General features: G+C 65.6%; 14 protein-coding genes and 3 tRNA genes. 2 read left to right on the plus strand and 15 right to left on the minus strand.

Annotation, left to right across the window (positions count from 1 at the left end):
* Window positions 1-658 precede the first annotated feature (658 nt).
* Complete coding sequence (locus NA3_RS26500) at window positions 659-4,738, plus strand: hypothetical protein (RefSeq protein ID WP_218021904.1); 4,080 nt, start codon at window positions 659-661, stop codon at window positions 4,736-4,738.
* A gap of 97 nt (window positions 4,739-4,835) precedes the next feature.
* Here the strand turns inward: NA3_RS26500 and NA3_RS26505 are convergent, their stop codons facing one another.
* From NA3_RS26505 to NA3_RS26515, 3 genes are all read right to left on the minus strand, one after another.
* Window positions 4,836-5,360, minus strand: coding sequence for a hypothetical protein (locus NA3_RS26505; protein ID WP_128145495.1), 525 nt, complete (start codon window positions 5,358-5,360; stop codon window positions 4,836-4,838).
* A gap of 19 nt (window positions 5,361-5,379) precedes the next feature.
* Window positions 5,380-6,996, minus strand: a complete 1,617-nt coding sequence (locus tag NA3_RS26510) for a UvrD-helicase domain-containing protein (RefSeq protein ID WP_227995662.1) — start codon at window positions 6,994-6,996, stop codon at window positions 5,380-5,382.
* Between the two features lie 471 nt (window positions 6,997-7,467).
* Complete coding sequence (locus NA3_RS26515; RefSeq protein WP_062966391.1) at window positions 7,468-7,740, minus strand: hypothetical protein; 273 nt, start codon at window positions 7,738-7,740, stop codon at window positions 7,468-7,470.
* Between the two features lie 51 nt (window positions 7,741-7,791).
* Here NA3_RS26515 and NA3_RS26520 point away from each other — a divergent pair, with 51 nt between their 5' ends.
* On the plus strand, window positions 7,792-9,558 hold the full coding sequence (locus NA3_RS26520) for a hypothetical protein (RefSeq protein WP_062966392.1): 1,767 nt from the start codon (window positions 7,792-7,794) through the stop codon (window positions 9,556-9,558).
* A gap of 645 nt (window positions 9,559-10,203) precedes the next feature.
* Here the strand turns inward: NA3_RS26520 and NA3_RS26525 are convergent.
* The 12 genes from NA3_RS26525 to dnaN form a co-directional block, all read right to left on the minus strand.
* A complete protein-coding gene (locus tag NA3_RS26525; protein ID WP_128145496.1) occupies window positions 10,204-11,136 on the minus strand; it encodes a coiled-coil domain-containing protein in 933 nt (310 codons plus the stop codon).
* Window positions 11,137-11,207: 71 nt separating this feature from the next.
* Window positions 11,208-12,452 (minus strand): tyrosine-type recombinase/integrase, encoded by a 1,245-nt coding sequence (locus NA3_RS26530; RefSeq protein ID WP_084491890.1) that lies wholly within the window; start codon window positions 12,450-12,452, stop codon window positions 11,208-11,210.
* A 136-nt stretch (window positions 12,453-12,588) separates the two neighbouring features.
* A tRNA-Ala gene (locus tag NA3_RS26535) sits at window positions 12,589-12,664 on the minus strand.
* A gap of 15 nt (window positions 12,665-12,679) precedes the next feature.
* Window positions 12,680-12,787, minus strand: coding sequence for a DLW-39 family protein (locus NA3_RS38260; RefSeq protein ID WP_210743954.1), 108 nt, complete (start codon window positions 12,785-12,787; stop codon window positions 12,680-12,682).
* Between the two features lie 150 nt (window positions 12,788-12,937).
* Window positions 12,938-13,010: transfer RNA gene (locus NA3_RS26540), tRNA-Ala, on the minus strand.
* A 33-nt stretch (window positions 13,011-13,043) separates the two neighbouring features.
* Window positions 13,044-13,117 (minus strand) — tRNA-Ile (locus NA3_RS26545).
* 151 nt (window positions 13,118-13,268) lie between these two features.
* Window positions 13,269-14,243, minus strand: a complete 975-nt coding sequence (locus NA3_RS26550) for a DUF3566 domain-containing protein (RefSeq protein ID WP_062966395.1) — start codon at window positions 14,241-14,243, stop codon at window positions 13,269-13,271.
* A gap of 79 nt (window positions 14,244-14,322) precedes the next feature.
* Window positions 14,323-16,821, minus strand: a complete 2,499-nt coding sequence (gyrA, locus tag NA3_RS26555; protein WP_062966396.1) for a DNA gyrase subunit A — start codon at window positions 16,819-16,821, stop codon at window positions 14,323-14,325.
* 72 nt (window positions 16,822-16,893) lie between these two features.
* Window positions 16,894-18,939 carry a DNA topoisomerase (ATP-hydrolyzing) subunit B gene (gyrB, locus tag NA3_RS26560; protein WP_062966397.1) on the minus strand — a complete coding sequence of 682 codons (2,046 nt, stop codon included), beginning with the start codon at window positions 18,937-18,939 and terminating at the stop codon, window positions 16,894-16,896.
* Between the two features lie 390 nt (window positions 18,940-19,329).
* Window positions 19,330-19,902, minus strand: coding sequence for a DUF721 family protein (locus tag NA3_RS26565; RefSeq protein WP_062966398.1), 573 nt, complete (start codon window positions 19,900-19,902; stop codon window positions 19,330-19,332).
* 41 nt (window positions 19,903-19,943) lie between these two features.
* Window positions 19,944-21,161: a DNA replication/repair protein RecF gene (gene recF / locus NA3_RS26570; protein WP_062966592.1), complete on the minus strand. Its 1,218-nt coding sequence runs from the start codon at window positions 21,159-21,161 to the stop codon at window positions 19,944-19,946.
* A gap of 166 nt (window positions 21,162-21,327) precedes the next feature.
* Window positions 21,328-22,497 carry a DNA polymerase III subunit beta gene (gene dnaN / locus NA3_RS26575; RefSeq protein ID WP_062966593.1) on the minus strand — a complete coding sequence of 390 codons (1,170 nt, stop codon included), beginning with the start codon at window positions 22,495-22,497 and terminating at the stop codon, window positions 21,328-21,330.
* Between the last annotated feature and the right edge of the window lie 405 nt (window positions 22,498-22,902).

Here is a 22,902-nt window from a genome sequence, read left to right on the forward strand (position 1 = left end):
CCTTCGATCCTGCCTCTTTCGTTGTATGAAGCCTATGACTTCCAGGCGACTTCGCCGTCCGTCGTCACGTAGGAAGTACCTACAGCGATCGGGCTGTAAGAACAAATCCGCCCCAAATTCGGTGGTCAGGCAAGCACCGAACAGGTCACTGATCACCGCTGGCGGTGGCTCTTCGGCGGTTCGATCATCGCGGTGTTGCGGGCCGCGCGGGTGCGGATGCCGTGCCGTGCTGACGCACCATATGGTTCGGGGGCCTGAGGCTGCGGGGCTGACTGGGCGACTGGCCCGGAAATAGGTAGCGCGCGCCCCCGCGGGCTGGCTGGGCCCGCAACGATCGCGCTGGTTGCCGGATGAGTGCCTCGATCAGGACGCCCCGCTTCGGGGGCAGGCATGTCGACGGTCAGGTAGACATTGGTGTCGTCGCGCCCGAAACCCACGGTGCGGGCAGTCCAGCGTTGGTTCGCGGGCGAACCGCCACTCCCTCTTGTAGGCTTCACAAGCCGGGACCGGTTCCGGCACAACATCTTCGACCTCAATTGCATCGATCGGTGACACACCGGGAAGTGGTGCGATGACCAGAGAAACACCGGTGGATCGAGCTCGTCTGCCCGAGCCGCAGGAACGGCTCAGGACATCGTTCAGGTCGGCGATCAAGGATTTGAGGTCGGCCAACCGCCACCATGATTTCGAGCGCTTGTGTGTCGCGCACGCTCGACTGCGCTTCGATCCCAGCCTCAGCGAATCGGTTGGGCCGGTCAGTGCCGGCGGGGACCGCGGCCGCGACGGCTTCAGCCGCTGGACCGCTCTCGACGAGGACGCGGCCTCGTTCGCGGCCACGTTCCAGCCACCGGGCGCGACCACGACAGTCGTGGCGTGCACCACCACGCTGCCCGACCGGCTGCCGGACAAACTGAAATCCGATGTGACACAGATTCTTTCCGACAGTCTCCCGTGTGGCCGGATCTTGTATTACACAGTCGAGTCCCTGTCGGAGACGCAGTGGAGCCGTGCCAGTGACCGTGTCGACGTCGCTGGCGTCGACATCTACTATCGACGACCGGAGTTGTTCGCTGCAGCGGCCCGCCGAACACCGGATTCGATCTCCACACGTGCTGTGGAATTGGTGATCATCGACGGTTCGATGCTCGCCGATGACCTCAGCCGCCCGGAATTCGCGGCGCTGGCGATCGACGTTCTGCGCCTGCCACCGGCATTGCTGCCCATGCAGCACACCCTGACCGACATCCACGCCGTCGTCCGTGCCCGCGCGCTCTCGGCGATGGGCAGGCTCGACGACGAACAGAGCGCGGTGCGGTTTCACTCCGCGCTGGAAACCGAGCTGGCCGAGCTCACCTGTCCCGACGCAATGAACACGCAGATCCAAGAGCTGCGGACCCTTCTCGCCGATGTCGAAGAGGGATGGCGCTACCCCTTCATCATCGACGTCTCCGGGGACGAGTCCGCACAGCGGCGCTCCGATGCCGCGATCCGCACCCTGTGGGACAACGCGGTCCGCCGCCTCGACACCTGTGTGGCCGTGGGCGGGACACCGCGCCCTACCCGCGCGGTGCCGCTGGCCCGCGAGATCGGATGGGCCGGTGAACTGTTGGGTGCGATCGATGAGTTGTCCGCCAGGTGTGACGAGGTCGGCAGCGCTCTCGACGAGTCCGCGCAGTCAGCGGTCGCAGTGCCTCGCCGGCGCCGCATCTTCGATGTTCGACGGCGGTTGGACAGCGTGCAGGGCGCGATCGTGTCTCTGCGGCGGCGGTTGCGCGCCGAGGAGTGCGGCGTCGTGCTCATCGAGGGCGGGTGGGGCACCGGCAAGACTTACCATGCGGCGCAGTTCGCACTCGACCGCATCGAGCAGGGCGCGCCCACCGTCTTCGTCAACGGCGCGATGTGGCGAGGCTCGACTCGCTCGTGGCTGACAGAGCTCGCCCGCTCGGTCGACACCGGAATCAGCGGCCGCGAATTTCTGGACGGGCTACGTCTGCACGCCGAAGCCAGCGGCCATCGAGCCGTGATCATCGTCGATGCCGTCAACGAAGCCGCCCCCGCGCACTGGCCTGGCCAGCTCGCGGAACTGGCGGCGCGAGTCGCGCCCTGCCCGGAGATCACTCTCATCGCGACACGACGCGATGACGAGGGCACCCCGACACCGCGACCGGCCGCCGGGCATTCGCCGTGGGCGATCTACCCTCACCGCGGTGTCGACCCTGCACAGGCGTGGCAGATCCTGCGGCGCTCCTTCGACTTGCCCCCGGTTGCCGCGCCATGGACGATTCCGGACTACCGGCGTCCCCTGGTCTTGCGGATGTTCGCCCGCGTGCACAGCGGCAGCAGCGCCGACACCGTGACGCCGATGGCTCTCGGGGACCTTTTCGCCAGCTGGATCGCCTTGCTCTCGCATGACTTCGCCGCTCAACACCCATCGCATTCGCCGGGGATGTATGACCGCGGGGAACTACAGGTAGTTCTTCGTCACCTCGACAGCCGTCCCGGCCAGGCAGTCACTCGTGAGCAGATCCGCCGCAACGCCGACGGGTTGTCCAGCGCCGAGGTCGACCGCGCCGTCGACTTCCTGTGCTACGAGGGCGTGCTCGTCGACACCGAAGGCTGCCTCGAATACGGGCTGCAACGAATCGCCGAATTCCGGCACGCTCAAGCGTTACTCGATGCCCGGCGCCGGCATGCTCCCTCCGCGCCGAGGCGGCGTGCCCGCAGAAAATGGACAGACCCACATCCGATCACGCTGGCGATGGCCGAACTGTCACCGGCACATTCCGGTCACGAAGTTCTGCGTGGCCCTGCCTGGACGTGGCGGGCGGGTATGCCCGAAGCCTTCATCCTGTCGCTGCAAGGCCGCTCGATCAGCACCGTCTCGCCCACGACCGTGACGCTCGCGCGCAAGATGCTGGCCGTGCCGGCCCGCAGACTGGCGATCTGGATGTTCGCCATCCACAACTCGGTGACCGCCGGCCATCCACTCGGTGCGCGGTTCATCGATGAGGAACTGACACGCACGCCACCAACTCAACGCGCACAGCAATGGATCGAGGTACTCCACGCGATCGCCACCTTCGATGCGGGAGAAGAGGAAGACAGCGACCTCGCGGCAATCCTTGTGTGGATCAACCGCCGCGCCGACACCAACACGCTAGACCCGGCCCACGCCGACGAACTCGCGCGCATGCTCATGTGGTGGCTGGCGCTGCCACCCGGGGAAACCGCCGCCTCGGCCACACGCACCCTGGCCGCCGTGCTCGCCGCACAACCCCATCTCGCCGCTAGCCTGCTTGTTCACGCCCACGCTTGCGGCGACGTCGACATCTACGCCGGGGTGTGGAACGCGGTGTACGGCGCGATCACCCGCGCCACAGCCACATCCGCCGCCGAAACCCTCGCCCTGGCAGCCCACGATCAGTTCCGCACCCGCCACGCGACGGCGGGAAGCCTGACGATGCATCTGCGACTGCACGTCGCGCTCTACCGCGCCCTCCACGCCGCCGACCAGGTCCTCGACACGACGCTGTGCCCGCCCACGCTGCATGAGCTGACATGCACGTACGCCAGCGCCTCCCGCGTCCGCTGGCGCCATCGCCGTGTGGGCGCCCACAGCGACCACATCGCGGCCGGGCCGTTGCGTGAGCTGCATCAACAATTCGCCGACGACAGCACAACCGGTCTCGACGAACAGATCGGCCGAGCCGCGCAGCTGCTCGCCGAAGTCGCTGCACAGCACGCGATCCCCTACCGTGACCGCCTGCGGTTACGGCATCAATCGGCGAGCGTGCGGAAAAAGCTCACCGACCAGGCCATACAGATGTGGCTGGCCGAACTCTCGGCACGACACCGCTACCACGACCAGCTGCACCGCATCAACGGTCGCTGGGAGCCGCCACCGGCGGGCAGCGGGCGTTGGCTGGCTCCTGACGACGGCTACGACGAGTTGCCCGACCCCACCATCGATCTGGAAGTGCCGCTGTATGCCGCCGGGTCGATCGACCGCCGCGACGCCAGCAAACTCCCCATTCCCGCCGCGGTGTACGACCCGACCGGCTGCCACGACACCATCAACGGCGCCGACTTTTCATTCATCGAGCCCGACGGCAGCCGATGGTGGATTCTGGCAGGTGAATTCGTCATCGAAAATCGCGCATACAGTCCACCGGTCAACCTGGGGCAGCTCATCAACTCAGCACCCGACACCCCCACCGCCAGCCAAATTCGGCCCGCACTCACACGAACACGAAACACCATCCAGGTACGACTGCGTTCCTGGCTCGTCCACTCCGCAACCGGGAAGTCGAGCTCACTGCCGCTTCCAGCTACCGCAGGGGACTTCGCCGCCGCCGAATGGGACACCCTCGCCCAGGCCATGACATGTCCACCCCCGACCGATGCGGACACGAAAGTAATCGCCACGACCTGCTACTACTTCAACCCAGGACCGCAGCCGGATCGGTTCATGCTGATCGTGCCGACCGCGCAGTTCCGCGCTCTGCTCGATCTCGCATGGACCGGCAAGCAGATCACCTGCACCGACCCCCACGGCAACGTTCTCAAACAGCAGACCGTTGCCGACACCCACATGCTGCCGTTCGTGGCGATCAGCGACGGCCTCCACGCCCGCATCTCCCAGCAGGGCTACCGCATCGCGTGGGAGACCACACCGTTCCACGAACGCAACGGCTTCGACAAAACCGGAACGCACCGCTACTGGCTCGAACACTCCTGACCAACACCTGCCACCATCCAACCAGCTATCCCCATCCACGCCTGCGCAGCCAGCACAGACCCGCCACGTCGTTTGTATACCGCAGAAGCCTTTCCAGCTATGTCACCCGGCCACGCGTCAAGTCGGCTGTCTTCGTATATCTGCGCTGCCAGTGCTCCACGAGAACATCTGGTCCGAATCGTGTGACTTGTTCTGCTTCGGTCCCGACAAGGGGCAGCAAGGTCCACAGATTGATCGACGGATCGCCGGCAGCATCGCGAACTGTGCTGAAACCTGGTCCGAAGGTGGGGTGATGAGCAACGAGCACGCCACGAACCCAGGTCTCGTCGAGGATGGATTCGCGGCTGACGACCCAGTCTCCGAGGTCGGGGACAGCGGATCGAACGATGAACGACAAGACGACCGTGGCGAGCAACTCCCGCCCGAGATCGGTTTGGTCAGCACAGATCGACAGCGCCACTTCGGTATCGGGCGCCGGGAGGATGAAACGCAGGCCAGTAGTGACAAGGGTGAGCAGGTCGGTGCTGGCATGGTTACAGACCAAAATGCTGTGGCCGCCGGTGTTTCCCGATAGATCAGCTACCTCGATACGGTCGATGACCGGCCCGGCGTAGCGCTGCACGTGCCTAGCCAAGTCACCGTCACTCGGCACACTGTGGGCCGGCTGTGTAACGATCACGCGGGCGGGGAATATGCGCGGCTGTCGGTCCGCGCCCGCCCACCGATGCGGTTGTGTAGCCCGGATGCGATGGCGTGCTGCGCTGGTTGGCGAGTTGTTTCAGGTAGTCGAAGATCCAGTCGAGGCCAGCGGGATCGAGCCGTTGCCTGGCGCGCGTGACAGCCACGTAGGCGAGCATGGCAGCGGCGGGAGGGAGGGGCCCGGGGCGGCCGGTGTTGTCGGGTGCTGGTTCAGCGAAATCGTTGGCGATGGTGACCGTATCCCATTCTCGCCCTTTGCTTTTGTGTGCGGTGGAGACCACGACGTCGGCGTCGTCTTCGCTGTGCGCCAGGTGATCGACGGTATCGAGAATCGTCTCCACGCCGTGTTCGTCGACGAGGTCGACCAGCGGCCGCAGGTCCCGCCCGCCGTGGTCGTTGTCGACGTAGTCCTGCAACTCTGCCCAGCTGCGAAACGCGAACAGTTCACGATGGCTGGGCTGTTTGCCGCGTTGAAGTTGCTGCGCTGCTTCGGCCAGCCGCTTGATCGCCTCACCGCCCCCGACCAGCGCGGGTCGGCGCCCCTCCCGCAGCACTTCCATCACCTGCCTCACGGCCTCGGCGTTGGTTCTGCACAACACCGCGTGGGGGCGATGGACACGCCCCACCGTGGAGTTAAGGCCGGGATTGCCGATGAGCCGCATATCGGTACCGATGAGGCCCAGCCACAGGTTGGCTTCGGCGGCGATGGCCTCACCGAAGCGCCACGATTGACAAAGGGTCAGGCGCTCCTCGGCGTGCCAGTTCTCCAAGGCATCTACCGCTCCGCGCCAGGAGTACAGCTGCTGGTTGGAATCGCCCACCAGAATCTGCTGGGAACTTTGGGCGGCGATGACCGCCGCCAAGGCCGGGTTGGTGTCCTGCGCCTCATCGAGCATGATCACATCGAATGGCAAACGCGGCCCGGACAGAGCCCACATCTTGAAATTGTGGTCATGCTCGAATTTCAACTGGCCGTCGGTACTTCGGAGATCCGCCCACGCGCGGCACGCGAAGGGCAGCACGGTCTCTGCCAGGTAGGCCAGTTCGTCGTCGGTGATACCGACTTGCCGTGGGAGGTGCTGGGGTCCGATCTCGGTGTCGTGGGAGTGGCAGTAGAGGGTCACTGTTTCCATCGCCATCCGCGCCAGGTCGCGGGGGAACAACGCGGTTTTCGTGAGCCCGACACCCTGGTTGATGCCCAGGATCCTGGCTTGGTCCTCGGCCCGTTGTCGCTGCGTGTTGTCGAGTCGATGTCGGTAGCGCTGCAGAAACCGGCGGGCCAATCCGTGCGCGGTGGCGCAGCGGACATGGGAGGGGAATCGGCGGCTCGCCTCGTCCTTGGTGACCCTGTTATAGGCGATGTAGGCGACCTTCTGGCCCGCCAACGCGTGACCCACCAACTCCAGCGTGCTGGTCTTCCCCGCACCGGCGCCTGCCTGCACAACAAGATGCTTTCCAGCCCTGGCAGCTTCGATCACCGCTTGCTGCTCTGCCGTTGGCTCATACTTCGGCCGCGATCGGTTCGCGGGTGAAGTGGTCCGGGAACGAGAGGCGTTCACCAGCTGTGGCCGGGGCCCGCGTCCTGAAGACGCATTTCGCACTTGAGCGTAGGACGTGAACGCGAAGTCCCGCATCTCGTACGCGTGGGCGCAATCGGGACAGATCAACGCGACGTACCGCAATCGTTTCCCGTTGTACTCGAACGGCTTTCGCGCAACATGAACCGTCGAATGCCCCTTCGGACACGCCAGTAGCAGTGTCTCCTCATACGACCAGCCCGGCTCACCGAACCGTGGCACCGCCAACGTGCAATCCGCAATTCCCCACAACACGGCCAGCTCTGAGACCGAGCCTTCCTCCACCGCGCGCCCCTTCCTCGCTACGACGGCCCCATCCGCCACATGAAGCTTTCGCGCTCACACGGTATCCGGACGAACCGACAGCGGCATCCGTTTCCACTGAGTATCGCCGACACACTGCCGGGTCGACTTCTACGTGAAATATATTTGAGCACAACGAGTTACGGGCAGCTATGCCACGAAGCGCATGTGAAGACACCAGAGACGTTCTGGGTCAAAACCCGGCCTGGCGCCGTCGGCACGGGCACAGCCGGCGCTGCCGCTATCACCGCCAGCGCCCAAAATGGCATCGCCGACGATCCTCGCGTCGATTCGGTCGGCATCGGTGCACACTGGAAAGATCATGAGCAGCAGGTTCAACGCCGCGGCCTCGTCGCTGGCAATCCCCTGCGACGGCCTACGTTGAAGATTCGTCAGCCACGTACGGTCGGTGTTCTCGGGCACCGCCGGCCCGACTCCGAATCTGCCGAGGACTGAGAAAGGAACCGACGGCAAGTGAGCGTCGACTGGGATCGGATTGGACAGTCGTGGTTCGACCGCATTGTCGAGGTGCTGATCAAACGCCGATACCGCGACGCAGACAGCGTGATTGCGGTGAACGGACGCGGTGGTGATGGTGGCATCGATATCGAAGTGCGCCAAGGCAACCGGCTGCGTATCTTTCAGCTGAAGTACTTTCCAGAAGGCTTCAGTGGCGGGTTCGCGCAAACACGACGAAAACAGATCCGGCGCTCGTACGACTCGATGCTCAAGGACAAACCCTACGAGTGGGTCCTGGTGGTGCCGAACAATGTGATTCCCTCTGAGCGGACATTCGTCGGTGGACTCGGGAAGACGGCTGACGCGCCGCGGCACTGGCGAATCATTGGTCGGCTGGAACTAGACGACTTGCTCATTGACTTCCCTGAGGTCGACAAGTGGGCACAGCGGAACGTAACCAGCCAACTGCGTGAAGATGCGCAACTCTACGACCGTGAGCGCAGCAGTTTGCTGGGCCCCGCCGATCTCGGCGCACGGGTCGGCGCTCTCGGTGAGCTGGCAGATTCGGCAGATCTGGACTGGACCTTCGACTTCCACCGGGTCGGTAACACGGTCTCGCAAGTGTTGCGAGCCCAACATCCAGGCGCCCACCTCTCCAGCCCAGTGTCCCTGAGGTTCCAACCTCGATTCGGACCCGAACATGCCCAGCTGGAACAGCGGTTCCGGCGCAAGCTGGGGTTCGGCACTGCGGATACAGTCGAACTTCCGCCCGAGGTCGTGCAGGATATCGAGATCGCCGGGCCGGCGCCGATTGCGCAACGGTTTGATTCGGGTTACGTCGTCATAGGGCGCGGCCCTGCGGCTCCAGGAGTGGGCCTCCCGCTGGAGCTACATTTCCTCGATGAGGACGACACCCTCGTCGCCTCCCATGAAGGCCGCATCACCAACCTCGGGGCAGGACCGCACGGCATGTCGGTGAAAACGACCTTCTACGATCAGCGGCTAACGGTGGAACTCACCTTCGCCGGGACCGCCGAGCAGCAAGTGGTCCCACCCGAAGCGAACGTATCGCACGGGATCTATCGTGCCCGGCCACGGGTCGTCGCCGAGGTCCTGGCCTTCGTGCGCCAGATGCGCGCCGCACGCCGACTCGAAGTCTTCATCAATGGGGACTTCGCGCTGTCGGTCCGAAGCGACGCCAACCTGCCGGCCGACGAACAGGAACTCAGGCTGGAGGCGTTCGCGACCGACCTCGACATCGTGCAACAGCATTGCCAGCAGCGTTTCGCCTTTCCGGACACGATCTCCGAGGACGATCGTGTGGCCTTCCGCGTCGCGCGCATCGTGATCGAGGGCGGCATAGTTGCCTCACCCGAGGCCGGCACTGTGACCGCAACAGTGCCGAGGGAGGACTATGGGAAGCTGCGGGCACTGCTGGAATCAGGAAAAGTGCCGGTAGCCTTCAAGTTTGACTACACCGTATCTCTCGGCAACCGGGTCCTGCCGATCGGGCCGGCGTGGGTGTTCCACCCCGCAGCGACGACAGTAGACACGACCACGGTTCTCGCCGCGCTGGATGCCGGTGAGGGCGATAGCGTCAGCGTCGATTTTCAGCCAGGGCGCGATCCTTTCTTCTTCATCGCCTCCGCCGAACTACCGCCCGACCGGCTCGACGATCAGCTCGAAACACTGTGGCAGCTCGATGGAATCACTCAACCTCGCCAGAACCAGTTGCCAGCCGACGAGCGCCCCGGCGATGATCGCAGCAACGTCGATGTCTAGGACGACCGCACCTGCGGCATGGCCCGGTCCTGAGGGGCGACCCGAGCGTCGAGATCGCCTGGAACAGATCCGGCGCCAATCTAACCGAGCGTATCGCGGAGGTCGAATCCCAACGGGTCGACTGGGCTAGTTGTTGCGCCGGGGCCTTCCTGCGAGGACACCAAGGCAGGAGACCAGCACTGTTACCGCCTCCGACCAGCCCGTCAGCAGCCCGGTCCCGGTAGCGAGACTGACTGCCAGCGAGAGGGCCAGGAGCGGGTGGATCTCGGGCGGTCTCGGGTCCGATGGCTCCAGTCGGGGATGGTCGGAGGTGGGAGTTAGGCTCATGTTCGCCCAGCCCTTTCGTGTCGCAGAGCGGATAGGTGTTGTGCGGCCCCGCCTGTTGCCTCAAGCGGGGTCCACTGGTTTCCGGCCTGCCGATGGTTCTGGGCGGTTCCGGTACGCCGCACTCCATGCGAGACCTCCCACGTGTCACTTCTGCGCGCGCGAGCCGTGTTCGCCGTCGCTCTGGCCAGAAAACACGCTGTTCACCAGGCAAATTCGCGCCCTAGCGCATGCCACCGCCTCCCCGCTGTACCCAAACCGGCTAATGGGGATAACGGTTACAACGGTGGATGCGGTTGTGCACAACCGCCGTTCGCCTTCTTACGCTGGGCCGTCGTCGCCCGCGGCGAGGGCGGGCGGCTGGTGTGTCCGCAGGATCGAGTCGAGCTGGCGGCGTTGTTCGCGGGCGGCGCGGTCGGCCATGGCGTGGGCGGCGGTGATGGCGCGCGAGTGCTCACGCTCGCGCGCCTCGATCTGCTGGCGGTGTGTGTCGGCTTGCTCGTCGAGTTGCCGCCGCAGGGAGACGTTCTCCGCGGACGTGGCCTCGGCTTGACGCCGGATGACGTCTGCTTCGGCTTCGGCGCGCGCTTGTGCCGTGCGTGCGGCGTCATGCTCGTCTCGCATCCTGGTCAGCGCTTGCTCGGCCTCGGTGTAGACGCTGTCGCGATCCTTCTCCGCCGCAGCGATTCTCGCCTCGGCGTCGGTGCGGGCTTGGTCGGCGACGCGGCGGGCCTCGGTGACTTCCGCGGCCGCCTCGTCGGCGGCTTGCAGCGCCAGTGTTTCCAATTCAGCGGCTCGGTCCCGCTGAGCCGTCATCTCCGCCAGCGCCCGCTCGGCGGCCGATTGTGCCTGCTCGGCAGCGGCGATCTTGACCGCCGCCTCACGGCGGATGTCGGCGATTTCGCGATCGATCGCCTCGGCGCCGGTGATGGTGGCCAGCAAGTCGGCGCTGTCGCTGACGATCGCGGACAACTCGTCGCGCAGACGCGCGGCCTCGCTCAGCAAACCGGCGACCGTGATCGCGCCGTCGGTGACCGGCCGCAGACTGGGTGCGGCGGGTTCGCGGGTCTGTTGCTGGGCGTGTTTGCGTTTGGCGCGCAACGCTGTCTGCGCGTTGTGGTCGGGATCGGCGCAGTAGGCGAAGGGGCGGCCCGGACGCCGGGCCGCCACCTCGGGCTCGGCCGTGCAGCCGGGATAGCCGCATTCGGTTCGCGTGCTGCGTGTACGGGCGTGGAGATCAATGGGTCGTGGCATTGAATTCCATTTCGTTTCATTACATTCCATGACCGTCGCGGCGATGAAATGAATTGCGGTGTACGGCTGTCTCAGGCGACGGGGCGCAGTCCTGGGTTGCGCACGCGCGGCAGATGCAGACGGATGACGTCGGCGGCGGATTCGCTGGCGCGGCGGTCGATGTGGCCGTAGCGCTTGTCGGTGGTGGCGACCGATTCGTGTCCGGCGTCGCGAGAGACCACGAACAGCGGCACACCGTCTTGCAGCTTCCAGGAGATGCCGGTGTGGCGCAGTGTGTAGGGGGTCAGGCGCTTGCCGAGCAGGCCGGTGACCGCGTCGTCGAACCGCTCGAGCAGGTCTTGCGGGTCGGCGCCCTTCCATCCGGTGGCGGGGTTGAACGGCCGGAAGTTCAGCTCGTCGAGTGCTTGCAGCCGACTCAGGGCGGGCAGCCACGCCTTCTTGTAGAAGTAGGTGACGCTGATCGGGTTTCCGGTGGCGGTGTGGAACAGCAGCTCGTCGCGCGGACGGTTCAGGTCGAGCCGGTCGAGGGTTTCCAGGGGCACGTTGACCGTGCGGATTCCCCGGCTGGACTTGGGTTTGCCGAGCTTGAGCGCGCCGCCGGCCCATTTCCACGCCTTGGTGATGCGCACGGCACCGGTGCGTGGGTTGATGTCGCCGACGCGCAGAGCGGTGACCTCGCTGGGCCGGGCCATCGACATCAGGCCGAATTCCGCGTGCGCGCGCCAGCGCGGCGGCATCAGCTGTTCGAACAGCTCCCATTCGGCGTCGTCGAAATAGTCGGGCTCGGGGGCGTCGTTGCGGGGCAGGCGGGTGTCGGCGCACGGGTTGTAGGCGATCAGCGGTGTCGGGCGCACCGCGGCGGCCGCGCTCATCGCCGCCGAGAGAAACCCGTGCTTGTTCGCGATGGTCTTGGGTTTGTTGCCGATCTCCTCTTCCAGGTGCACCACCCAGGACTTGTCGGTCTCGGCCGTGATCGCGACGAGGGGCAGATAGCCCATGAAATCGGCGATGTCGCGGTCGATGTAGCGGTGGTAGCGCTTGCGGGTCTCGGGCTCGATCCCGGTCAGCGTGTCGGCGTAGCGGCGCAGCCACTCGGTGAGAGTCAGGTATTCGACATCGGTGCCGCGCTGGACGTCGAGGATCTTCAGTGCTTCCTCGGCGCCGACACGTTCGAGCAGCGCGGCCCAGCGCGTCGCCTCGGCGGGGTCGTCGAATGTCTCCGAACTCTGGCGCCTGCGGCCATCGATGTAGATGTTGAACGGCACTTGCCACGCGACGGTCCCGTCCGCACGAGGACGGGGTCGAGGGGTGGGCATTGTCACCTCCGGTCGGTTCCAGGCGACATCTCGTGAGATGTCCTGTTACCGACCGCTGGTAACCGGCTGCTGACGCCAGGTACTGACGCCGTGCACGCTCAGAATACGTTTCCACGCCCTGAGCGGCCAGTCTGTGTGGTGGAGCCTAGGGGAATCGAACCCCTAACCCCTGCCTTGCAAAGGCAGTGCTCTGCCAATTGAGCTAAGGCCCCGGTGAGCGTGGCGGCTCAGCGCGCGGTCACCTCGTGCCACAGATCCGCCTCGCTCCGCTTGCGAACCTTGGTGACGGCGAAGACAACTGCGGCAATGACACCGATCGTCAGAAGAAGTTTCATGCCGTCCACCCTACTGTGCCGCGACCGTCCCGGCAGCCACGACTTCCGGCACCGACGACGCGGCACCAGTGGCACTGTGTGATGGGGACCGGCGCGACAGGAATCGGCGAAATAGTGATCGGATCCCCCCGGATCGTGAGAAAGAAGAAGTGGAGCCTAGGGGAATCGAACCCCTAACCCCTGCCTTGCAAAGGCAGTGCTCTGCCAATTGAGCTAAGGCCCCCTCGGCCGTCGACGACGACCAGGTATGTGGATGTGGGCCTAGGAGGACTTGAACCTCCGACCTCTTCGTTATCAGCGAAGCGCTCTAACCGCCTGAGCTATAGGCCCGTAGTGTTCGTCTCGACTCGACGTCTTGTCGTGACTGACTCGGTAGAGACTACACAACCCCCCGATTGCTCTCCAAAACGCCTGGTCACAGGGCCCGGAAAGCGCGAACGGCCGGTCCGGTGAGAACCGGCCGGCCGTTCGGCGGGGGTCGTCAGTCCGGATCGGCCAGCGTCACCTGCACGCCGCCCACCAGATCGGTGCACTGGTTGTAGATGAATACACCCACCGTCGAGAGCGCGGTGAACAGCACCACGTTGATCAGGCCGATGACGGCCGCGTATCCGAAGACGCTGCCGGCGTCGATGATCGTCGTCGCCGAGGAGTTGTTGTCGTTCACCATATCGGTGAAGGTGCTGTTCAGGCGGTCCCACACACCCATGCCGGAGAGCACGATGTAGAGGAATCCGACGGCCAGCATCCACACGAAGAACATGGCGACGCTGATCACCAGCGACACCTTCAACGTCGACCACGGGTCGATATGGCGCACCTGCACGGTCGCGCGCAACGGCTCACCGCTGGTCACCGCCTGGGCGACCGCCGCCTGCGCGGCCGGCGAGACGGTCGGCGCCGCGGTGTTCACCGCCATCGGAACCGACTGTGCCGCACCGGCTTCCGCCTGCGGCAACGGATGGCGCAGATCCGACAGATCCGGCAGATCCTTGATCAGTTCCGGACGGGCGATGCTGCGGGTCGGTCCGTCGATGCCGACGGATTTCACCATCGCCGCTTCCTTGCGCGCCGCCTTGGCCGCGAGGTCGGTGGTGGTCCGGGCGTTCTTCACCCCGCCGCCGAGTCCGGTCTGGGGGTTCGCCCGGCCCTGCACGGGGGCCTGGCCCGGGCGATTCAGATTCGACTGCGGCTCCCGCTGGGGCAGCTGCGACCAACCCTCCTCGAAGCGAGAACCACCACGACCCTCACCGGCCTCGGCGGCCTCCGGCGCCGAAGCGCCGGATTTCGCGGAATCGCCTTGCGGCTCGGGGTTTGCGGGCGAACTACCCGAGCCGTTGTCGGCCGACGACCCGGACCGCGGCGCCGGCCGCGGCGGAATCGGTGACGGTGCGATCCGCTCGGTCACACCGTTGGCGTGGTTTCGCTCGTCGTTCGGCTGATTCGGAGTGGTCAATGCAGAATCCTTCGATCCGTCGTGGCGCCGCTGCTTGTGGAGAAATTACCGCTTCCAGAACCTAACGCTAATCCGAGCCTCAGGCCTCTTCTTCACCGGAAACCTGGTCGGGCTCATCGGCGTTACGCGCGATCGCGAGCAAGGTATCGCCCTCGCCGAGGTTCATCAAACGCACGCCCTTGGTCTGCCGGCCCGCCTTGCGTACCTGATTCGCCGCCGTCCGGATGACACCGCCGCCGGACGTGATGGCGTAGAGCTCGTCATCGTTGTCCACGATGAGCGCTCCTACCAGACTGCCACGCTTCGGGTCGTACTGAATCGTCAACACGCCTTTACCGCCGCGGCCCTGCGCGGTGTACTCCTCGATCGCGGTGCGCTTGGAGTATCCACCCGCGGTCGCGACCAGCAGGTAGGTGCCGTCTCGAACCACGTTGAGCGACAACAGCTCATCGTCTGCGTTGAAGCGCATACCCTGCACGCCCGAGGTGGCGCGGCCCATGGGACGCAGCACCTCGTCGTTGGCGGTGAACCGGATCGACTGTCCGTGCGCGGACACCAGCAGCAGATCGTCGTCGGCCGAACACAGTGCGGCGCCGACCAATTCGTCACCGTCGCGCAGGTTCACCGCGACGATGCCACCGGTGCGGTTGGAGTCGAAGTCGGTCAGTTTCGACTTCTTCACCAGGCCGTTGCGGGTGGCCAGCACCAGGTACGGGGCGTCCTCGTAGGTCTTGATCCGGATGACCTGGGCGATCTTCTCCTCGGGCTGGAACGCCAGCAGGTTGGCCACGTGCTGGCCGCGCGCGGTGCGGTTGGCCTCCGGCAACTCGTAGGCCTTGGCCCGGTAGACCCGGCCGAGGTTGGTGAAGAACAGCAGCCAGTCGTGGGTCGAGGTCACGAAGAAGTGCTTGACCAGATCGTCCTGCTTGAGTCCGGCACCCTGCACGCCCTTGCCGCCGCGCTTCTGGCTGCGGTACAGGTCGGTCTTGGTGCGCTTGGCGTAGCCGGTCGCGGTGATGGTGACCACGACGTCCTCGCGAGCGATCAGGTCCTCGTCGGCGACGTCACCGTCGGCGGCGACGATCTTGGTGCGGCGGTCGTCGCCGTACTTCTCGACGATCTCGGCCAGCTCGTCGCGCACGATGGCACGCTGCCGTTCCGGCTTCTCCAGGATGTCCTTCAAATCGGCGATCTCGGCCTCGATGCGGGCCAATTCGTCGATGATCTTCTGCCGCTCCAGGGCGGACAGGCGCCGCAGCTGCATATCGAGGATGGCGGTCGCCTGGATCTCGTCGATCTCGAGCAGTTCCATCAGGCCGGTGCGCGCGGTGTCGGTATTGGCCGAACGCCGGATCAGGGCGATGACCTCGTCGAGCATGTCCAGCGCCTTGACCAGGCCGCGCAGGATGTGCGCCCGCTCCTCGGCCTTGCGCAACAGGTAGCGGGTACGCCGGACGATGACGTCCAACTGGTGATCGACGTAGAGCCGGATCATCTGGTCCAGCCGCAGCGTGCGCGGAACACCGTCGACGATCGACAGCATGTTGGCGCCGAAGCTGGTCTGCAGCTGGGTGTGCTTGTAGAGGTTGTTCAGCACCACCTTCGCCACGGCGTCACGCTTGACCGTGACCACGATCCGCATACCCGCGCGGTCGGAGGACTCGTCGTGGATATCGGAAATACCCGCGATCTTGCCGTCCTTGACCTGCTCGGCGATCGAGTTGATGAAGTTGTCGGTGTTGACCTGGTACGGCAGCTCGGTGATGACGATCGTGGTGCGACCGCGATTGTCCTCTTCGATCTCGACCACACCACGCATCCGGATGGACCCGCGGCCGGTGGTGTAGGCGTCGTGGATGCCCTGGCTTCCGACGATCAGGCCGTAGGTCGGGAAGTCCGGTCCCTTGACGCGCTCCATGCACGCGGCGAGCGTGGTCTCTTCGTCGGCGTCGTAGTTGTCCAGCGCCCAGTAGATCGCTTCCGCCAGCTCGTTCAGGTTGTGCGGCGGAATATTGGTCGCCATGCCGACGGCGATGCCGTTGGACCCGTTCATCAACAGGTTCGGCACCCGACTGGGGAGAACCACGGGCTCCTGGGAGCGTCCGTCGTAGTTCGGAGTGAAATCGACCGTCTCGTGGTCGATTTCGCGGAGCAGCTCCATCGCCAGCGGGGTGAGCCGGCACTCGGTGTACCGCATGGCGGCCGCACCGTCGTTACCGCGGGAACCGAAGTTGCCCTGGCCGTCGACCAGCGGATACCGCAGCGACCACGGCTGCGCCATGCGCACCAGGGTGTCGTAGATCGAGGCGTCGCCGTGCGGGTGATAGTTACCCATGGTCTCGGCGACCGGGCGCGCGGATTTCACATAGCCGCGGTCGGGGCGGTAGCCGTTGTCGTACATCGCGTAGAGCACACGCCGGTGCACCGGCTTGAGGCCGTCGCGCACATCCGGCAGCGCACGGCCCACGATCACGCTCATCGCGTAGTCGATGTAGCTGCTCTGCATTTCGTTCTGGATGTCGACCGGTTCGATCCGGTCGCCCGCACCACCGTTGGGCGGCAGCGTGGTCTCGGTCATGAAGTCTCCTTAGAGGGCCTGTGCATAGGGCTCGGCGTGTGGACGGGCGCGCAGTGGGCTGCGCAGCGCCGGCTACACGTCGAGGAAGCGAACGTCCTTGGCATTGCGGGTGATGAAGCTGCGTCGCGCCTCGACGTCCTCGCCCATCAGCACGGAGAACAACTCGTCGGCCGCGGCCGCGTCGTCCAACGTCACCTGACGAAGCACCCGCACCGAAGGATCCATGGTGGTCTCCCACAGCTCCTTGGCGTTCATCTCGCCGAGACCCTTGTAGCGCTGGACACCGTCGTCCTTGTTGATCTTCTTTCCGGCGGCCAGACCGGCCTCCAGCAGACCGTCGCGCTCGCGGTCGGAGTAGGCGAATTCCGGCTCCGAGCGCTGCCACTTCAGCTTGTACAACGGCGGCTGCGCGAGATACACGTGACCGTGTTCGACCAGCGGGCGCATGAAGCGGAACAACAGCGTGAGCAGCAGCGTCGAGATGTGCTGGCCGTCGACGTCGGCGTCGGCCATCAGCACGATCTTGTGATACCGCAGCTTCGAGATGTCGAACTCGTCGTGGATACCGGTGCCGAAGGCGGTGATGATCGACTGGACCTCGTTGTTCTTGAGGACCTTGTCGATGCGCGCCTTCTCGACGTTGATGATCTTTCCGCGCAGCGGCAGGATCGCCTGGTACATCGAGTCGCGGCCGGATTTCGCCGAGCCACCGGCGGAGTCGCCCTCGACGATGTAGATCTCGGACTTGCTCGGATCCTTGGACCGGCAGTCGGCCAGCTTGCCCGGCAACCCGCCCAGATCGGTCGCGCTCTTGCGCCGGACCAGCTCACGAGCCTTGCGCGCGGCGACGCGGGCCTGCGCCGAGGACACCGCCTTCTGCACGATCGTCTTGGCATCGGCCGGATTGGCTTCGAACCAGTGCGCCAGATGTTCGTTGCAGGTGCGCTGGACGAACGACTTCACCTCGGTGTTGCCGAGCTTCGTCTTGGTCTGCCCCTCGAACTGCGGCTCACTGACCTTGACGCTCACGATGGCGGCCAGACCCTCGCGGATGTCGTCGCCGGTGAGGTTGCCGTCCTTCTCCTTGATCAGCTTCTTGTCCTTGGCGTACTTGTTGACCACGGTGGTCAACGCCGCGCGGAAGCCCTCTTCGTGGGTACCACCCTCGTGGGTGTTGATGGTGTTGGCGAAGGTGTGGACGGATTCGGAGTACCCCGAATTCCACTGCATCGCGACCTCGAGCTCGTGGCCGGTGCCCTTGCTGGTGAACGAGACGACCGTGTTGTGGATCGGCTGCTTGGTGCGGTTGATGTGCTTGACGAAGTCCTCGAGGCCGCCCGGGTAGTGATAGGTCCGGGTCTTGACCTTGTGCTCGGGCGCGGACGCGCCTTCGTCGTGCTTGGGCGCCTCGGCGGTCTCACTGACCACCTCGTCGGTGACCTCGGCCTCGCTGACCCGCTCGTCGGTGAGCGTGATGGTCAGGCCCTTGTTCAGGAAGGCCATCTCCTGCAGCCGGCGCGAAATCGTCTCGAAGTTGTAGGTCGTGGTCTCGAAGACGTCCGGATCCGCCCAGAAGCGCTGCGTGGTGCCGGTCCGGTCGGTGGGCTCACCCTTGACCAGCTTGCCGGGCTTGGCGTCCTTGTACTCCTGGCTCCAGTGGTAGCCGTCGCGGTCGATCTCGGTCACCATCCGGCTGGACAGCGCGTTCACCACCGAGATACCGACACCGTGCAGACCACCGGATACGGCATACGCGTCCGAGTCGAACTTGCCGCCGGCGTGCAGCTGGGTCATGACGACCTCGATGGTGGGCACGCCCGTGGCGTGCATCGCCACCGGGATACCGCGGCCGTCGTCGACGACCTCGACGCCGCCGTCGGCCAGCAGGGTCACGTCGACCCGGGTGGCGTAGCCGGCCATCGCCTCGTCGACGGAGTTGTCCACAACCTCCCAGATCAGGTGGTGCAGACCGCGCTCACCGGTGGACCCGATGTACATACCGGGGCGTTTGCGGACCGCCTCGAGTCCCTCGAGAACGGTGATGTTGGAGGCACCGTAGTCCTTGTTGCCCGCTTTCGCCTTGGACGAGCCGCTTGCGTTGGAGTCGTTGGCAGCCACTGCTCGGTAGCTCTCCTTACTTGCTGATCCCTCGATGCGACGTCGGTCAACACATACAGACCGAGCCCCGTATGGCCTCTGCTCGAGATTTCGAACTGCTCGAGAATTACGGGTCCTCGCGCGTGCTGCACGGAACGCGCCGAAGGTATCGCCGCTAGTTACTCTTCCATCCTACTGGTACCCCCGGCACAGGATGCACCTATGACACCCCTGAGAGCGACGTGAGTGAGTGAAATCGGTCGCCGCCGGGTCCGGTTATGGGCGAACCCGCTCCCGCGAGCCTCAGCGAAAGCGACGGGCACTCGGATCCCGAGCCGGAAAGTTACGCCGATGTGGTTCGGCCGGCCCCCGGCCTCCGCACCGGTTCCACGTGAAACTCGCCGAGCCGGATCAGCCGTAGGTGTCGCGCGGGCCCCGCCCCTTGATATGCCGCTCCCCCTTGCGCCAACTCGGTGCGGCGGGACCGCTGATCTTCAGCGAGGTGACCACGCCCTGTCCGACCGCGGCATTGATCTTCGCCAGCAACTGCGACTGCAGCATGCGCAACTGAGTGGCCCAAGCCGTGGATTCGGCCTGGATGCTCAGCACGCCGTCGGTGAGCGATACCGGGTCGGCGTGTGCCGCGATGTCGTCGCCGACCACGGCCGACCACCGGCCGAAAACCATTCCCTCGGCGACCTTCGCGGACCACCCGCGACTCTTGGCGAGCGATCCGGCCAGCGCGGACAGCAATTGCGGATCCCGGTCGTCGGGGCGCGCTCCGGACCAACCGGAGCGCCGGCGCAATGCTCGCACCCCGCCCTTACGCGGTGAGGCTCGTCCCTGGCCGACCGCCTTACCGCTGGCACGAGCCGCGGCGCGCGCCTCCTCCAGGGCACGACGAGCCAGGTCCACGCCACGCAGTTCCGGTTCGGGGCCGGTGGACGGCGAGGAGCCGCCTTCGCGCCCGGGGTCTGCGGTCACCTTCGACTCCTCTCCCGTCCGGTCACTGCATTGCGGCAAGGCTAGCCGCTGGGTCCGACAACCTGCGCCCGGTGCGCATCGGGCGGCTCGGCGATGCGTGAGGTCCGCCCGTCCGCGCCGCCGTCGGTCTCGACCCGGACCGGATTGGCCTCGAGTTCCGGCGGCACATCCTCGGGCACCGCGGCCGTGATGAGCACCTGCTCGGCCCCCGCGGCCACCGCGGCCAACGCGGTGCGACGACGCCGATCCAATTCCGCGAACACATCGTCGAGCAGCAGCACCGGATCGGTTCCGGCACTGCGCAGCAGCTCGAAGGCTCCCAATCGCAGCGCCAATGCGAACGACCACGATTCGCCATGGCTGGCAAAGCCTTTCGCGGGCGCCGAACCGAGCATCAGATCCAGATCGTCGCGATGCGGACCGACCAGGCAGACCCCGCGCTCGAGTTCCTTACCGCGCGCGGATGCCAACTCACTCAACATATTCGCCTCCAGCGCCTCGACATCGCCGGGCTGTGGAGAACGCTGTGGATCGAGAAGTTCCTCGGGGAGTGCGGAACTGCGGTAGCGGATAGCGGCGGTCCGCGATTCCGGGGCGATGGACCGGTAGGCCTGCTCGAGATAGGGGTGCAGTTCGTGCACCAGCCGCAGCCGCTGCGCCAGCAGTTCGGCACCGTGCGCGGCCAGATGTCCGTCCCAGACGTCGAGGGTGCTCAGTTCGGCCGGCGCGCCCGACCGCGAACGAGCTTGCCGCCCAGCGGTTTTCAACAGTGCGGAGCGCTGTCGCAGCACCCGGTCGTAATCCGAGCGCACCGCCGCCAGCCGCGGCAGCCGGGCGGTGGCCAGTTCGTCCAGGAAACGGCGGCGTTCGGACGGGTCGCCGCGGACCAGCGCCAGATCCTCCGGCGCGAACAGCACGGTCTGGAGGATCCCGAGGATCTCACGCGTGCGGCGGACCGGTGACCGATTGATCTGAGCGCGATTGGCGGAGCCCTGATTCAACTCCACATCGATGCGCAGTTCGCGGCCACCGTTGACGACGGTGGCGCCGATCCGAGATCGCTGCTGCCCCAACCTGATCAGCGGCGCATCGCCGGCAACCCGGTGGGAACCGAGTGTGGACAAGTAACCGACGGCCTCGACGAGATTGGTCTTTCCGTTGCCGTTCGACCCCAGGAAAACGGTTCTGCCTGTGGGTAATTCGAGGTCGGCGTGCTCCCAGGAGCGGAAATCGCGCAGAGTCAGCGTTCGGATGTGCATGGATGAACCCGCCGTCACCAGGCACTTTGTGACGGACCGGTCGAAATGCACACGCGCCCGGGGTTTTTCACAGGTTTATCAACATCTCCACAGGTCGGGTTGAACGAGTGCCGCCTCGCCGGTCGTATCGTGGCCGGCGAGGCGGGGAGGATCGGAACCGAATCGATCAGCCGGGCAAACGAACCGGCATCAGCAGGTAGATGTAGTTGCTCGACAGCGCCGCGAACGCACCGGACTCCGAACGCTCCGGCTCGTCGTCGGTGGTCGGGCACATCACCGCGGGACGGCTGGGTGTGGTGAAACCGAAGGTCACCCGGTCCGAATGCAGCGCCGACAGGCCGTCGTTGAGGTAACTCGGGTTGAACGCGATGGTCAGCGGCTCACCGCGGAACTCGGCCTCCAGCCATTCCTCGGCGCGACCGGCGTCGTCGCCCCCGGCCGACAGCTGCAGGCCCTGATCGGAGAACTCGAGCCGCACCTGAGCGCCGCGCTCGGCGACCAAGGCCACACGTTTGATGGCCTCGATCAGTGCGCTCACCTGCAGGGTCGCGATCGAGGTGTGTTCCTTGGGGAGCAACTGGCGGAACTTGGGGAATTCCGCGTCGAGCAGCCGTGTGGTGGTCCGGCGGCCGCCGTTGACGATCCCCAGCAGTCCGTCGGTCCCAGTGCCGAAGGCCAGTTGGACGGGCGCGTCGGAGGCTCCGAGCGTCTTCGCCGATTCCGACAGCGTGCGCGCCGGGACCAGAACCGCGGTCTCCACATCCGGGCGACCGGGCTGCCACTCCAGATGCCGCACCGCCAGGCGGAAGCGGTCGGTGGCCGCCAGAACCACCTGGGAGCCCTCGATTTCGACGCGGATACCGGTCAGCATCGGCAGCGTGTCGTCGCGGCCGGCGGCGACGGCCACCTGGCCCACGGCCTCGGAGAACAGATCCACACCCAGTTCGCCGGTCTGCGGCGGCAGTTCGGGCAACTGGGGATAGTCCTCGACCGGCATGGTCGGCAGCGAGAACTTGGCGCTACCACACGCGATCAGCACCCGGGTGCCGTCGACCGAGACGTCGACCGGCTTGTTGGACAGTGCCTTGGTGATGTCGGCCAGCAGGCGGCCGGAGACCAGCACCTGTCCCGGGCCGGCCACCTCGGCGGCGACGCGCATCTGCGCGGAGACCTCGTAGTCGAATCCGGAGACCGTGAGGCCGTCCTCGTCGGCCACCAGCAGCACACCGCCCAGGACGGGCACGGGCGGGCGAGACGGCAGGCTACGGGCAACCCAGGCGACGGATTCGGCGAAATCCTCGCGAGCGACCCGAAACTTCATACTTGCAAGCTCCATCGCTCGGTATGTCCTCTCCCAGTCTCGATCGGTCGTGATCTGTTCGGCGCCGTGGTGATCAGCGTGTTCATACAACAGCGTGGTTCGCGCGGCAATGCGGTCGCGCGGCAATGCGGTCGAAACGACTCGCCTGTACGCACCGCAGTGTGGCACAGGCGACCGACATCAAACCGTACCCGCGCGCGCGGCCGATGACTACGTCACCCCCTCGGCCGGTGCGTCGTCCGCCGGGATGGGCCGGACCCCTCCGCTCCCTGCTTCGTTCCGATGTGGAGCGCTACGAATCGATCCGTCGGCCCCCGAGCCGAGTTTCCACACACCCTGTTTTCAAGAAGAAATCTAAAGAAGAAGAACTGAAGTAGTAGTAGGCACTGTGGATTCTGTGGACGGGGCCCGTCCGCCCAG

Source organism: Nocardia africana NBRC 100379 (genome assembly GCF_001612635.1).
Taxonomy (GTDB): domain Bacteria; phylum Actinomycetota; class Actinomycetes; order Mycobacteriales; family Mycobacteriaceae; genus Nocardia; species Nocardia africana.